The sequence below is a fragment of the Streptomyces sp. NRRL F-2580 genome (assembly GCF_000720115.1).
In the GTDB taxonomy this organism is placed as follows: domain Bacteria; phylum Actinomycetota; class Actinomycetes; order Streptomycetales; family Streptomycetaceae; genus Streptomyces.
Window position 1 is genome coordinate 190,063 of record NZ_JOIR01000005.1, and the last position, 14,573, is coordinate 204,635.

13 protein-coding genes are annotated in these 14,573 nt (G+C 72.3%); 12 read left to right on the plus strand and 1 reads right to left on the minus strand.

The genetic code is table 11. The annotated features are described in order from the left end of the window. Nucleotides 1-17: 17 nt before the first annotated feature. Nucleotides 18-941 carry an NADP-dependent oxidoreductase gene (locus IF88_RS0106935; RefSeq protein ID WP_030708334.1) on the minus strand — a complete coding sequence of 308 codons (924 nt, stop codon included), beginning with the start codon at nucleotides 939-941 and terminating at the stop codon, nucleotides 18-20. A 136-nt stretch (nucleotides 942-1,077) separates the two neighbouring features. On the opposite strand from IF88_RS0106935, the gene IF88_RS0106940 reads away from it, so the two are divergent. The 12 genes from IF88_RS0106940 to IF88_RS0106995 all read left to right on the plus strand — a co-directional run bounded on the left by IF88_RS0106940 (nucleotide 1,078) and on the right by IF88_RS0106995 (nucleotide 14,537). Continuing rightward, nucleotides 1,078-2,106, plus strand: a complete 1,029-nt coding sequence (locus IF88_RS0106940; RefSeq protein WP_030708336.1) for a GlxA family transcriptional regulator — start codon at nucleotides 1,078-1,080, stop codon at nucleotides 2,104-2,106. 88 nt (nucleotides 2,107-2,194) lie between these two features. Then, complete coding sequence (locus IF88_RS0106945; protein ID WP_030708337.1) at nucleotides 2,195-2,539, plus strand: DUF1330 domain-containing protein; 345 nt, start codon at nucleotides 2,195-2,197, stop codon at nucleotides 2,537-2,539. Nucleotide 2,540: 1 nt separating this feature from the next. Next, nucleotides 2,541-3,485, plus strand: coding sequence for a hypothetical protein (locus tag IF88_RS0106950; protein ID WP_030708338.1), 945 nt, complete (start codon nucleotides 2,541-2,543; stop codon nucleotides 3,483-3,485). A gap of 43 nt (nucleotides 3,486-3,528) precedes the next feature. Continuing rightward, a complete protein-coding gene (locus tag IF88_RS0106955) occupies nucleotides 3,529-4,218 on the plus strand; it encodes an SDR family oxidoreductase (RefSeq protein WP_078892747.1) in 690 nt (229 codons plus the stop codon). Further along, a complete protein-coding gene (locus IF88_RS0106960; protein WP_030708342.1) occupies nucleotides 4,215-5,198 on the plus strand; it encodes a methionine synthase in 984 nt (327 codons plus the stop codon). The genes IF88_RS0106955 and IF88_RS0106960 overlap by 4 nt, the downstream gene beginning before the upstream one ends. Before the next feature lie 30 nt (nucleotides 5,199-5,228). Next, on the plus strand, nucleotides 5,229-7,430 hold the full coding sequence (ligA, locus tag IF88_RS0106965; protein ID WP_030708344.1) for an NAD-dependent DNA ligase LigA: 2,202 nt from the start codon (nucleotides 5,229-5,231) through the stop codon (nucleotides 7,428-7,430). 407 nt (nucleotides 7,431-7,837) lie between these two features. Next, nucleotides 7,838-10,018 carry a bifunctional diguanylate cyclase/phosphodiesterase gene (locus IF88_RS0106970; protein ID WP_324617187.1) on the plus strand — a complete coding sequence of 727 codons (2,181 nt, stop codon included), beginning with the start codon at nucleotides 7,838-7,840 and terminating at the stop codon, nucleotides 10,016-10,018. Between the two features lie 306 nt (nucleotides 10,019-10,324). After that, nucleotides 10,325-10,621: an Asp-tRNA(Asn)/Glu-tRNA(Gln) amidotransferase subunit GatC gene (gene gatC, locus IF88_RS0106975; protein ID WP_030010586.1), complete on the plus strand. Its 297-nt coding sequence runs from the start codon at nucleotides 10,325-10,327 to the stop codon at nucleotides 10,619-10,621. Between the two features lie 5 nt (nucleotides 10,622-10,626). Further along, nucleotides 10,627-12,120: an Asp-tRNA(Asn)/Glu-tRNA(Gln) amidotransferase subunit GatA gene (gatA, locus tag IF88_RS0106980; RefSeq protein WP_030708349.1), complete on the plus strand. Its 1,494-nt coding sequence runs from the start codon at nucleotides 10,627-10,629 to the stop codon at nucleotides 12,118-12,120. Next, the gene (locus IF88_RS0106985) at nucleotides 12,117-12,362 is read left to right on the plus strand and encodes a hypothetical protein (RefSeq protein ID WP_030708351.1); all 246 of its coding nucleotides are present in this window, start codon (nucleotides 12,117-12,119) and stop codon (nucleotides 12,360-12,362) included. Before gatA ends, IF88_RS0106985 begins: the two co-directional genes overlap by 4 nt. 38 nt (nucleotides 12,363-12,400) lie before the next feature. After that, a complete protein-coding gene (gatB, locus tag IF88_RS0106990) occupies nucleotides 12,401-13,891 on the plus strand; it encodes an Asp-tRNA(Asn)/Glu-tRNA(Gln) amidotransferase subunit GatB (RefSeq protein WP_030708357.1) in 1,491 nt (496 codons plus the stop codon). Between the two features lie 130 nt (nucleotides 13,892-14,021). After that, nucleotides 14,022-14,537, plus strand: a complete 516-nt coding sequence (locus IF88_RS0106995) for a hypothetical protein (RefSeq protein WP_037805542.1) — start codon at nucleotides 14,022-14,024, stop codon at nucleotides 14,535-14,537. Nucleotides 14,538-14,573: the final 36 nt, after the last annotated feature.

The window sequence follows — 14,573 nt, forward strand, 5'->3', positions numbered from 1 at the left end:
GCGGTGGACCGCGCCGCTCAGGCGACCGTCAGGACGATCTTGCCGGTGGTGCGGCCCAGCTCGCCGATCTCGTGGGCCTTCGCGGCCTGCTCCAGCGGCAGCACCGTGTCGACCAGCGGCCTCAGCAGGCCCTGCTCGGCCAGGGCCGCGATCTCCCGCAGGCCCTGCAGGTCGGGCTCCACGAGGACCCAGGAGGCGCGCACGCCCTCCGTGTCGGCGGGGATGCCGTCCGGGCCCGGCAGGGTCACCAGGTGTCCGCCCGGCTTGAGCACCTTCAGGGAGCGCCGCGTGTAGTCCCCGCCGACGGCGTCGACCACGACGTCCACACCGGAGACGACGTCCTCGAAGTCCGTGGTGCGGTAGTCGATCACCTCGTCGGCGCCGAGCTCGCGCAGCAGCGCGTGCTTGCCCGCGCTCGCCGTGCCGATCACGTACGCGCCGCGGGCCTTGGCGATCTGCACCGCCAGGTGCCCGACCCCGCCGGCCGCCGCGTGCACCAGCACCCGCTGCCCGGCCGTGACACCGGCCGTGTCCACCAGTGCCTGCCAGGCGGTCAGCGCCGCCAGCGGCAGCGCGGCCGCCTGCACGTGGTCGAGGGAGGCGGGCTTGCGGGCGAAGTGCCGGGCGGGGGCGGTCACGTATTCGGCGTACCCGCCGGCCTGCCGCGGGAACAGCGGCATCCCGTACACCTCGTCGCCCGGGGCGTAGAGGGTCGTGCCGGGGCCGACCGCCTCGACGGTGCCCGAGACGTCCCAGCCGACGACAGGGGTCTCGCCCCAGGCGATCAGGGCCCCGCTGGCCCGGGTCTTCCAGTCGACCGGGTTGACGCCGGCCGCGTGGACGCGGACCAGGACCTCGCCGAGGCCGGGCTCCGGCCGCTCGATCTCCCGCTCGACCAGGGTCTCGGGGCCGCCCCACTCGTTCACGACGATCGCGCGCATATCTGTCTGCCTCATTCCGTGTCTTTACGGTCAGTACGTCGATTTCCGGGCCGTTTCCCGGCGACGTGGTCCAGATTCGGGCACCGCGTGTCCGCATGGTGTTGGCCGTCCGGCCACCATGTGACAGGATCTGGCCATGAGCGAGGAACGTGCGGAACCCACGGAACCCACCCGGCGGACCGGGAGCGGTCCGGACGGCAGGCACCTGGTCGCGGTGCTCGCCCTGCCGGGCTTCCCGCCCTTCGAGCTCGGCATCCCCTCCCGCGTCTTCGGCCAGGCAGTGGACGACGCCGGCGAGCCCCTGTACGAGGTGGTCGTCTGCACCGCCGACGGCCGGCCCGTGCTCAGCGACTCCGGCTTCACCCTCCAGCCCGCCGCCGGCGGCGAGGCCCTGGCCGCCGCCGACACGGTGATCGTCCCGCCCACCCACGCCATGCCCGAGCTGGCGCTCGGCGGTCCGCTGCCGGCCGCCGTCGCCGACGCCATCGCCGGCATCCGCCCCGGCACCCGCCTGGTCTCCATCTGCTCCGGCTCCTACGTGCTGGCCGCCGCGGGCCTCCTCGACGGGCGCCCCGCCACCACCCACTGGAACCTCGCACCGGAGTTCCGCCGGGCCTACCCCCGCGTCCGGGTCGACGAGGACGTCCTGTTCGTCGACGACGGCGACGTCCTCACCTCCGCCGGGGTCGCCGCCGGCGTCGACCTGTGCCTGCACCTGATCCGCCGCGACCACGGCGCGGCCATCACCAACCGGGCCGCCCGGATGTGCGTCGTACCGCCCTGGCGCGACGGCGGGCAGGCCCAGTACATCGACCGGCCCGTCCCCGAACCCACCGTGGCCACCACCACCGCCACCCGCGCCTGGGCCCTGGAACGCCTCGCCGAACCGGTCACCCTCGCCGAACTGGCCGCCCACGCCCGGATGAGCCTGCGCACCTTCACCCGGCGCTTCCGCGACGAGGTCGGCATGACCCCGGTGCAGTGGCTCACCGCCCAACGCCTCGAAGTGGCCCGCCAGTTGCTGGAGTCCAGCGACCTGCCGGTCGACCTGGTCGCCCACCGCGCCGGCTTCGGCTCCGCCAACTCCCTGCGCCAGCACATGCGTGCCGCCCTCGGCATCTCCCCGATCGCCTACCGGCGCACCTTCCAGCCCGCGGCGGCATGACCCCGGAGGTAATCGCCGCCCCGGCCCGCCCCTGACAGGATCGGACCAACGGCCCGGACCGGCGGGCCCGTCGAGAGGGGAGCGGACCATGACCGCGTACGCCATCGCCCACATACGGCCCGAGACGATGAACGAGGACGTCCTCCGCTACATCGAGGAGATCCAGTCGACCATGACGCCCTTCGGCGGCCGGTTCCTCGTCCACGGCGCGGAGGTCGAGGTCCTGGAGGGTCCCTTCCCCGGGACCGTCGTCATGGTCGGCTTCCCGGACATCGAGCAGGCCCGCGCCTGGTACGCCTGGCCCGCCTACCAGGCCATCCTCCCGCTGCGCACCGACCACATGGCGGGCGAGGTCATCCTGGTCGAGGGCGTCCCCGCCGGATACGACGCCGCGAAGACGGCCGCCCGCCTGCGCGAAGCCGCGGGTCTCTGACATGAGCGACTACGCCACGTACCTCCTCGGCGGCCCCGACGGCTACACCGGCCACGCCGACGAGTGGGGGGCCATCTGCCTGGACCTCGACCTGCTGGCCGGCCCCGACGTCCTGCTCCCGTTGCTGGAGGCCGGGACCCGTACGCCTGTGGACTGGGGCGCGGACGACTTCGTGCAGTCGGGCGTCCTGGCCGACCCCGGCCGCAAGGTCCTGCTGTTCTTCGCGGTCGAGGGCCCGGCCGCCTCGTCGCGCACCCGCGCCGCGTTCCTCGCGATGCTGGGTCACGCCTGGCCCGGCTGGGAGGTGCGCTGGGCCCACGACGGCCAGGCCGACCTGCGGAGGTACCTCGGCGAGCCGGTGGAAGACCACGGCCACCCGATCTTCTCCTTCGAGGGCTCCGCCATCGGCCCGGACGACCGGACCCTGACCCTGGCGGACCCGCCGACGACGGTCGTCACCATCGGCGCGGACCGCTGTCACGTGCTCACCGACATCGTCGACCTCGCCGTCGCCGGGGGCTCCGGCCTGCTCGGCCGGCTGGACGACGCCCCCCGGCACGAGGCGTACCGGACGTACGCCCAGGGCGGGATCCACATCGATCCGGAGCACCGGCGGGTCGGCTGGTGGCTCAGCGGCACCCACGAGTACGTGCGTACCCCGGCCGCGGCCTGGGAGGGCTGGACGGTGGAATTCTGGGGGGACCGCTGGTGGGAGCAGACCCGCGCCTCGGGCGGCCGCTTCGATCCGCCCGTGCCGGACCGGGCCGCCGCACTGGCCGAGGTACGGGACGAGGCGCTGCGGTACTGGACCGGATCGAGGAACGGTGATCCGGCCGGGGTCATCGCCCTGGCCGGGCTCAGCCAGGTCGCGTGCCTCACCGCGCGGCAGGCCCCCGCCGCCCGAGCCGCGATCGAGCGCGCCCACGCGGCGGCCGCGGGACTCTGACCTCCGGGGTAACGGCAGCCCCAGGGGTGCGAGCATGGGCGGTATGGCTACTCACATGATCACCGGTGCCGGATCCGGCATCGGCGCGGCCGTCGCGGCCCGCCTGCACGCCCGTGGCGACGACCTCGTCCTCCTCGCCCGCGACGCCGCCCGCGGCAAGCAGCTCGTCGAGCGGTACCCCGGGGCACGCGTCCTCGTGGGCGACCTCGCCGACCCCGAGCGGCTCTCGTGGGCCTTCTCCAAGCAGGCGATCCCCGAGCGCATCGACTCCCTGCTGCACGTCGCCGGGATCGTGGACCTCGGACCGGTCGGGGAGCTGCGCCCCAAGACCTGGCACCAGCAGCTCAACGTCAACCTGATCGCGCCCGCCGAGGTCACCCGGCTGCTCCTGCCCACCCTGCGCGCCTCCAAGGCCACCGTCGTCTTCGTGAACTCCGGCGCCGGCCTGACCGCCCACGCCGACTGGAGCGCGTACGCCGCCTCCAAGCATGGGCTGAAGGCCCTCGCCGACTCGCTGCGCGCGGAGGAGAAGGCCAACGGGATCCGCGTCACCTCCGTGTACCCGGGGCGGACCGCCAGCCCCATGCAGGCCAAGGTGCACTCCCAGGAGGGCAAGGAGTACGACCCCGCCGCCTGGATCGACCCCGAGTCGGTGGCGACCACCATCGTCATGGCCGTCGACCTGCCGCGCGACGCCGAGGTCAACGACCTGAGCGTCAGGCCGGGCCGGTGACCGCGAGCGCCACCGGCGTCGGTTCGCTGCCCGGCGGGGACGCCCGCGAGGCCGCCAAGACCGTCACCGGGTCCTTCGAGGAGTTCCCGTACCTCCCCGAGCTGCCCGCCCGCGGGCCCGGCGCCGACATGATCGGCCGGTCCCTCGGACTGCTCGTCGACATGTACGCGCACGTCGAGCCCAGCGGCTGGCGGATCAGCGACCGCCCCGGACGGGACTCGAAGCGGGCCCGGTCCTGGCTCGGGGAGGACCTCGACGCCCTGGAGGAGTTCACCCAGGGGTACACCGGGAAGGTCAAGGTCCAGGCGGTCGGCCCGTGGACGCTGGCCGCCGCCCTGGAGCTGCACGGCGGCGAGGCGATGATCCAGGACGCGGGAGCCTGCCGGGACCTGGCCGGATCGCTGTCCGAGGGGCTGCGCGACCACCTGGCCGACGTGCGCAAGCGGATCCCCGGCGCGGACATCGTGCTCCAGTTCGACGAGCCGTCCCTGACGGCCGTGCTGCTCGGCCGGGTCCGCTCCGCGAGCGGCTACCGCACCTACCGCGCCGTCGACCGGCAGGTCGTCGAGGGCACGCTGCGCGAGCTCTTCGCCGTGCACGACGGGGACGTGATCGTGCACTCCTGCGCCCCCGAGGTCCCCTTCGGCCTGCTCCGGCGGGCCGGGGCCACGGGCGTGTCGTTCGATTTCTCGCTGCTCACCGAGCGCGAGGACGACGCCATCGGGGAGGCCGTCGAAGGCGGTGCGAAACTCTTCGCCGGAGTGGTGCCGGGCACGGACGGCCCGTTGTCGGACCCTGCCGGTAGCGTCATGGGTGTCAGGAAGCTTTGGCGCAGGCTGGGGCTGGCCCCGGGGACTCTCGCGGAGTCCGTCGTGGTCACTCCGTCGTGCGGTCTGGCGGGCGCCTCGCCCGCCTACGCCCGCGCGGTGCAGGCGCATTGCGTCAGGGCGGCGAGGTCGCTCGCCGACAACCCTGAGTGACGGTCGAGACGGGGCACGGGAGGACACGGCATGGCAGCCGAACAGCAGGACACGGCAGTACCGGCGGCGGTGCGTGAGCAGCACCAGCTGCTCGCCGAGCAGATCGAGGAGCACCGCTTCCGGTACTACGTGAACGACCAGCCGGTCGTCAGCGACGCCGAGTTCGACAAGCTGCTGCGCTCGCTGGAGGCACTGGAGGAGCAGTACCCGGAGCTGCGCACGCCCGACTCGCCCACCCAGAAGGTGGCCGGGGCGTACGAGACGCACTTTGCCTCCGTCGAGCACCGGGAGCGCATGCTCTCCCTCGACAACGCCTTCGACGACGAGGAACTGGCCGCCTGGGCCGAGCGGGTGGCCCGGGACGTGAACACCTCGGACTACCACTACCTGTGCGAGCTGAAGGTGGACGGCCTCGCCGTCAACCTCACCTACGAGAACGGCCGGCTCACCCGTGCCGCCACCCGCGGCGACGGCCGCACCGGTGAGGACATCACGCCCAACGTCCGCACCATCGCCGAGATCCCGGACCGGCTGAAGGGCGACCGGATCCCGGCCCTGGTCGAGATCCGCGGCGAGGTCTACTTCCCGATGGAGAAGTTCGAGGAGCTCAACGCGCGGCTCGTGGAGGCGGAGGGCAAGCCCTTCGCCAACCCGCGCAACGCGGCGGCCGGTTCGCTGCGGCAGAAGGACCCCAAGGTCACCGCGAGCCGCCCGCTGCACATGGTCGTGCACGGCATCGGCGCCCGCGAGGGCTTCGAGATCGAGCGCCAGTCGCAGGCGTACGAGTTGTTGCACGAGTGGGGTCTGCCGACCGCGCAGCACAACAAGGTGGTCGCCACGCTCGCCGAGGTCCGGGACTTCATCGCGGACTTCGGCGTGAACCGGCACTCGGTGGAGCACGAGATCGACGGCGTGGTCGTCAAGCTCGACGAGGTCGCCCTCCAGGGCCGGCTGGGCTCCACGGCGCGCGCCCCGCGCTGGGCGATCGCCTGGAAGTACGCCCCCGAAGAGGTCAACACCAAGCTGATCGACATCAAGGTCGGCGTCGGCCGCACCGGGCGCGTCACCCCGTACGCGCAGGTGGAGCCGGTGACGGTGGCCGGCTCGGAGGTCGAGTTCGCCACCCTGCACAACCAGGAGGTCGTCAAGGCCAAGGGCGTGCTCATCGGGGACACGGTCGTCCTGCGCAAGGCCGGCGACGTCATCCCCGAGATCCTCGGGCCCGTGGTGGACCTGCGGGACGGCAGCGAGCGGGAGTTCGTGATGCCCGCCGAGTGCCCCGCGTGCGGGACGGCGCTGCGGCCCATGAAGGAGGGGGACATCGACGTCCGGTGCCCCAACGCCCAGACCTGCCCCGCCCAGCTGCGCGAGCGGCTCTTCTACCTGGGCGGCCGGCAGTCCCTGGACATCGAGAACTTCGGCATGGTGGCCGCGGCCGCGCTGACCGCCCCGCTGGAGCCGGCGCAGCCGCCCCTGCTCGACGAGGGCGACCTCTTCGGCCTGACCATCGAGCAGCTGCTGCCCATCAAGGCGTACGTCCTGGACCCGGACAGCGGCCTGCCCAAGCGGGACCCGAAGACGGGCGAGGAGAAGATCGTCACGGTCTTCGCCAACCAGAAGGGCGAACCGAAGAAGAACGCCCTGGCGATGCTGGAGAACATCGCCGCCGCCAAGGAGCGCCCGCTCGCCCGCGTGATCAACGGTCTGTCGATCCGTCATGTCGGCCCGGTCGCGGCGGAGGCCCTCGCCCGCGAGTTCCGTTCCATCGAGCGCATCGAGCAGGCCACCGAGGAGGAGCTGACCGCCACCGACGGGGTCGGGGCGATCATCGCCGCCTCCCTCAAGGAGTGGTTCGCCGTCGACTGGCACCAGGAGATCCTGCGCAAGTGGCGGGAGGCCGGGGTGCGGATGGAGGAGGAAGGTTCCGCCGAGGAGGAAGGGCCCCGCCCACTGGAGGGGCTGACCGTCGTCGTCACCGGCACTTTGCAGAGCCACACGCGGGACGGCGCGAAAGAGGCCCTGCAGAGCCGCGGCGCCAAGGTCACCGGCTCCGTGTCGAAGAAGACCTCGTTCGTCGTCGTCGGCGACAACCCGGGCTCCAAGTACGACAAGGCCGTGCAGTTGAAGCTGTCCATCCTCGACGACGCCGGTTTCGCCGTGCTGCTGGAGCAGGGCCCGGACGCGGCGCGGGAGGCCGCGCTCCCGGTGGCCGGCGAGGGCGAAGGGGAGTAGTACCGGGCAGTACCGGGAAGGACCCGTGAGGGGAATCGCCGAAGGGGAGTAGCGAAGGCGAACGGATGCGTGGCGTGCGGCCGTACGGGCGGGCGTACGCCAGGCGCAGCGGCCGGTGGTAAACGGCTGGTACAAGGCTGGTCGCAGGGCGGTGACCTGTCGGATCATCGGATGGGTGACGTGGGGGTCCTGGTCCAAACTCACCCGTTCGGCGGATACCGTACTGATGAGGATGGCTGGGTCGCATTCGGGCAACCACTGCCGACCGCTGCCCCTGGGAGCCTCGCGCGTCCTACTGTTGAGGGGTGCGCCTGTCGTGCACGGCTGCAGGATGCGATCCGGCCGTGGTGGCATGACATCGGGGCCATCGCGTGACATCGGCATCGCCGGCTGTGAGAGGTACGGGCATGAAACCCACCGAAAGCGCCGACCCGTCACCTGAATTCGGCGGGGAAGTCCCGTCCATGCGGGCGGGCAGGCTCGGTGTCCTGGGTGTCAGGACACCGGAGACCCGACCGATCGACACCGACGCGGGCGGACAGGAACGGCGCGGCGTGCTGCCCTTCCTGGTCGTGGGCCTCTCGGTCGTGGTCCTCGGCGCCGGCATCGTGTCCGCGCTGAGTGGTCGTCACGCACTGTTCCCGGGCGGCACGGTCGGCTGGGCGCTGGCCCTGCTCACCGGCATCATCGTCGGCCACCTGGTCGCCCTGGGCAGGGACCGCTGGTGGGGCGGCACCGGATCCGGCGCCGCGCTCACCCTCGGCGTGCTCCTCCTCTACGGGTGGGTGCCCGCGGGCCTGGTCTCGCTGGCCGTCGTCTCCCTGGTCGGAGCCGCCCGCCGGCACCGCTGGCGGCAGGGGCTGCTGCACGGCTCCGTGGACATCCTCGGCATCGGCGCCGGGGCCCTCGTACTCGCCGCCTTCGGCGTGGAACCCTCCGTCGAGACCCCCTGGCTGCCCACCACCTGGGAGCTGGAGGCGGTCCCCGAGGTGGTCCTCGTCGCCGTCGCCTACCTGCTCGTCACCCGGGTCCTGCTCTGGATGGCGCTCGCCCCGCGCGGCGGCGGCCTGCCCACCGTCGCCCGCACCGCCCTGCTCCGGCAGGTCTTAGTCGCGGTCGCGCTGCTCGGCATCGCCCCCCTGATCTGCGTCGTCGCGGTCACCCAGCCCGTCCTGCTGCCGCTGTTCGCCGTACCGCTGATCGCGCTGGACTCCACCCTGTGGATCGCCCGGGCACGCGCCGAGGAACAGCTGCGGGACCCGCTGACCGGGCTGCCGAACCGGCAGTGGCTGCTGGAGCGCGCCTGGTCCGCCCTGGACGAGGCTGAACGTTTGGGCACCCGGGCAGCTCTTGTGCTGATCGACCTGGACCGCTTCCGGGCGGTCAACGACACCCTCGGCCACCTGGCGGGCGACCGGCTGCTGCTCCAGATCGCCGACAGGCTGCGCCAGGCCCTGCCCGAGGAAGCCGAGGCGGCCCGGCTCGGCGGCGACGAGTTCGCCGTGCTGCTCCCCGTCACCGACTCCACCACCAGCGCCCAGCGCGTCGCCCGCCACCTGGTCGCCGAGCTCAGCTCCCCGCTCGACCTGGACGGCCTCACCCTCGTCCTGGAGGCCAGCGCCGGCCTCGCCGTCTTCCCCGACCACGCCCTGGACGCGGAGGGGCTGCTGCGGCGCGCGGACGTGGCGATGTACCAGGCGAAGCGCGACCGGACGGGCGTGGAGGTGTACGAGTCCAAGCGGGACAGCAACACCCCCGACCGCCTGGGCCTCCTCGGCGACCTCCGCAGGGCCCTGGACGCCGGTGAAGTGGAACTCCACTACCAGCCGAAGGTCCGCTTCGACGGCCAGGTGGCCGGGCTCGAAGCCCTGGTCCGCTGGGTCCACCCGGAACGCGGACGGGTGTCCCCGGACGAGTTCATCGCGATCGCCGAGACCTCCGGGCTGATGCCGCACCTGACGGAGTACGTCCTGGAGACGGCCCTCGCCCAGGTGGCACGGTGGCGGGCCCAGGGACTGAAGGTCCCGGTGGCCGTCAACGTCTCGCCGCGCGACGTCCACACCCCGGGCTTCGCGGGTGCGGTGGCCGCGCGCCTGGCCCGGCACGGGGTCCCGGCGAGCGGGCTGCAGCTGGAGATAACGGAACACGTCCTGCTGGAGGACCCCCAGCGGGCGGCCGACACCATGGCCGGGCTCACCGGCCACGGCGTGAAGATGTCCCTGGACGACTTCGGCACGGGCTACTCCTCGCTGGTCCACCTGCGGCGGCTGCCGGTCAGCGAGCTGAAGATCGACCGCTCCTTCGTGGGCAGGCTGGCGGTCGACGCGCAGGACGCGGAGATCGTCCGCTGCACCGTGGACCTCGCCCACTCGCTCGGCCTGCTGGTCGTCGCCGAGGGCGTGGAGGACGACGAGACGTGGGAGCGGCTGCGGGACCTGGGCTGCGACGCGGTGCAGGGGTGGCTGGTCGCCGCCGCGATGCCGCCGCAGGAGGCCACCGCCTGGCTGCTGGCCCGCGGCGAACGCGGCTGGCGCCGCCCGGCCGACATCTCGGCCGAACTGGCGGCGGCCGAGGCCGACGTGGTCTGACCGGGCGCCGCCACTGCTGGGGCTCCGCCCCGCACCCCCGCCTCAAACGCCGGCCATCCATCCCCTCCGGCGTTTGAGGAGCCGGGTGCGGGGCGGAGCCCGGTCTTTGAGCCGCGCCGGCGATCGAGGCACGGGTCCGGGCGGCGCCCGCGAGGCTCCGCGCAGCGGCTCGGGCAGCGGCCCGCGCGGCGAACCCGCGGCGGCCCCGTTCAGGCATCGGGCCAAACCGTTTCGCAGGCCGGGCGCCCGGCCCCATAGGATTGGGTCCGAAACCCAAACATCCACCCACCCCCAGAGGATCGCTGCATGCCTGGCATTACGCGCGAGGAGGTCGTCCACCTCGCTCGGCTGGCGCGCCTTGAGCTGTCCAGCAACGAGCTGGATCACTTCGCCGGACAGCTCGGCGACATCATCGGCGCGGTCGCCCGCGTTTCCGAGGTCGCCGACCAAGACGTCCCGCCGACCTCCCACCCGCTGCCGCTGACGAACGTCATGCGCGCGGACGAGGTCCGTCCGTCGCTCACCCCCGAGCAGGCGCTCTCCGGTGCTCCCGCCCAGGAGCAGCAGCGTTTCAAGGTGCCGCAGATCCTGGGGGAGGACTAACAGCCATGGTCGACATCATCAAGCTCACGGCCGCCGAGACCGCCGAGAAGATCGCCTCCGGCGAGCTCACGGCCGTCGAGGTGACCGAGGCCCACCTGGCCCGCATCGACGCCACCGACGAGAAGGTCCACGCCTTCCTGCACGTGGACCGCGAGGGCGCCCTCGCGCAGGCCCGCGCCGTCGACGCCAAGCGCGAGCGCGGCGAGAAGCTCGGCCCGCTGGCCGGCGTTCCGCTCGCCCTCAAGGACATCTTCACCACCGTCGGGGTCCCGACCACCGTCGGTTCGAAGATCCTCGAAGGCTGGATCCCGCCGTACGACGCCACCCTGACGCGCAAGCTGAAGGAAGCCGACGTCGTCATCCTCGGCAAGACCAACATGGACGAGTTCGCCATGGGGTCCTCCACCGAGAACAGCGCCTACGGTCCCACCGGCAACCCCTGGGACCTCACCCGGATCCCGGGCGGCTCCGGCGGCGGCTCCGCGGCGGCCCTCGCCGCCTTCCAGGCCCCGCTGGCCATCGGCACGGACACCGGCGGCTCCATCCGCCAGCCCGCCGCCGTCACCGGCACGGTCGGCGTGAAGCCCACGTACGGCGGCGTCTCCCGCTACGGCATGGTCGCCTTCTCCTCCTCCCTCGACCAGGGCGGCCCCTGCGCCCGTACGGTCCTGGACGCGGCGCTCCTGCACGAGGTCATCGCGGGCCACGACCCGATGGACTCCACCTCCATCGACGCCCCGGTCCCGCCGGTCGTCGAGGCCGCCCGCAACGGCTCGGTCGCCGGCATGCGCGTCGGCGTGGTCAAGCAGTTCGCCGGCGAGGGCTACCAGGCCGGCGTCGTCCAGCGCTTCAACGAGTCGGTGGAGCTCCTCAAGGAGCTCGGCGCCGAGATCGTCGAGCTGGACTGCCCGTCCTTCGACCTCGCGATGGCCGCGTACTACCTGATCGCGCCGTCCGAGTGCTCCTCGAACCTGGCCCGCTTCGACGCCATGCGCTACGGCCTGCGCGTCGGCGACGACGGCACCAAGTCCGCCGAGGACGTCACCGCCCTGACCCGCGAAGCCGGCTTCGGCGACGAGGTCAAGCGCCGCATCATCCTCGGCACGTACGCGCTCAGCTCCGGCTACTACGACGCGTACTACGGCTCCGCCCAGAAGGTCCGCACGCTCATCACCAAGGACTTCGAGAAGTCCTTCGAGCAGGTCGACGTGATCGTCTCCCCGACGACCCCGACCACCGCCTTCCCGATCGGTGAGCGCACCGACGACCCGCTGGCGATGTACCTCGCGGACCTGTGCACCATCCCGACCAACCTGGCCGGCAACTCCGCCATGTCGCTCCCCTGCGGCCTGGCCCCGGAGGACGGCCTGCCGGTCGGGCTGCAGATCATCGCCCCGGCGATGAAGGACGACCGGCTCTACAAGGTCGGTGCGGCCGTCGAGGCCGCCTTCGTCGCGCGTTGGGGTCACCCGCTGCTTGAGGAGGCACCGTCGCTGTGAGCACCAGTGCACTGTCCAAGGCCAAGGGCTTCAAGAAGTCCAAGACCGGCACCTACCTGTCGATCGGCACCACAGCCTTCGGCGCGATCAGCGTGATCAAGCAGGTCAGGAAGGCCCGCAGCGAGAACGACATGCTGAAGCTGGTCGACGCCGCCGTGTCCGCCGCCGCCATCGTCACCGGCCTCGCGATCCTGTACCGCGAGCTGAAGCGCCTGGGCGACGACGACGTCCTGCTGGGCTGAGAGGGAAAAGTTTCACCGTGAGCACCTACACCGAACTGATGTCGTACGAGGACGCTCTCGCCTCGTTCGACCCCGTCATGGGCCTTGAGGTCCATGTCGAGCTCGGCACCAAGACCAAGATGTTCTGCGGCTGTTCCACCGAGCTGGGTGCCGAGCCCAACTCGCAGACCTGCCCCACCTGCCTCGGTCTGCCCGGCTCCCTGCCGGTCGTCAACGCGATCGGCGTCGAGTCCGCCATCAAGATCGGTCTCGCGCTGAACTGCGAGATCGCCGAGTGGTGCCGCTTCGCCCGGAAGAACTACTTCTATCCGGACATGCCGAAGAACTTCCAGACCTCCCAGTACGACGAGCCGATCGCCTTCAACGGCTTCCTCGACGTACAGCTGGAGGACGGCGAGATCTTCCGCGTGGAGATCGAGCGCGCCCACATGGAGGAGGACACCGGCAAGTCGCTGCACGTCGGCGGCGCCACCGGCCGTATCCACGGCGCGTCCCACTCCCTGCTGGACTACAACCGCGCCGGCATCCCGCTCATCGAGATCGTCACCAAGCCGATCGAGGGCGCCGGCGAGCGCGCCCCCGAGGTCGCCAAGGCGTACGTCGCCGAGCTGCGCGAGGTCATCAAGGCGCTCGGCGTCTCCGAGGCCCGCATGGACAAGGGCCAGATGCGCTGCGACGTGAACCTGTCGCTGCGCCCGACCCCCGAGTCAGAGTTCGGCACCCGCAGCGAGACGAAGAACGTCAACTCGCTGCGCTCCGTCGAGCGTGCCGCGCGCTTCGAGATCCAGCGCCACGCGGCCGTGCTGACCTCCGGCGGCTCGATCGTGCAGGAGACCCGGCACTTCCACGAGGAGGACGGCTCCACCACGGCCGGCCGCATCAAGGACAACGCCGAGGACTACCGGTACTTCCCGGAGCCCGACCTGGTGCCCGTGGCCCCGGCCCGCGCGTGGGTCGAGGAGCTGCGCGCAGCGCTGCCCGAGATGCCGCGCGTGCGCCGCAACCGGCTCCGCGAGGATTGGGGCGTCAGCGAGCACGACATGCAGTCGATCCTCAACGCGGGCGCCGTGGACTCCATCGTCGCCACGATCGCGGCGGGTGCCGACTCGGCCGCCGCGCGCAAGTGGTGGATGGGCGAGCTGGCCCGCAACGCCAACGAGCAGGGCGTCGTGGTCGACGAGCTGCCGATCACCCCGGTCCAGGTGGCCCGGGTCGCGGCCCTGGTCGCCGCCGGTTCGCTCAACGACAAGCTGGCCCGCAAGGTCCTCGAAGGCGTCCTCGCCGGCGAGGGCACCCCGGACGAGGTCGTCGAGAAGCGCGGCCTGAAGGTCGTCTCGGACGAGGGCGCGCTCGGCGCGGCCGTGGACGAGGCCATCGCGGGCAACGCGGCCATCGCGGACAAGATCCGCGGCGGCAAGGTCGCCGCCGTCGGCGCCCTGGTCGGCGCGGTCATGAAGACCACCCGCGGCCAGGCCGACGCGGCACGCGTCAAGGAGCTCATCCTGGAGCGCCTGGGCGTCTCCGAGTAACTCTTCCGCACGCACGGCGGCCCCGCACCGGAACCTCTGGTGCGGGGCCGCCGTGCGTGCAGACTGGGTCCGGGGTGATCGCGCGCGAGGGGCGCGCGGTCGTCGGACGTCGGGGCTCGGGGGTGGACCGGTGGAGATCGGTGCGATGGTCATCGCGGTGGCGGGTGTCGCGGGAACGCTGGGCGGCGCGCTGCTCACGCAGCGGGGTGCGGAGCGCGCGAAGCGCCGCGAGATCGAACTCGTGCGCGCCCACGACGAGCTGCGCGAGAACCGGGCGCTGCGGCGCACGTGCTACGCGAACCTCAACCGGGACGCCCGGCAGTTCACCACCGCACTCAACCAGCATCTGCACACCCTGCGGGAACGCACGGTCGACGCCGCGGACCGGGCCGCGCTCGACGCCGCGAAGGACGCCTTCCGGGACCGCTACTCGGAGGCGCAGATGGTCGCCCCCGATCCGGTCCTCGCGCCGGCGACGCTGGTCCACCACGCCCTGACCGCGGTCTACGGGCAGGTGAAACGCCTGGAGCGGGGCACGCCGGCCCCGGGAGAATCGATGGAGACGGCGGTGGAGGCCCAGCAGGAGATCTGGGACCCGCTCCGGGTGATGCGGGAGGCCATGCGCGCCGACCTCGGCGTGGGCTGAGACCGGATCGGGCCGTCCGTCCGTCATGACCGACAT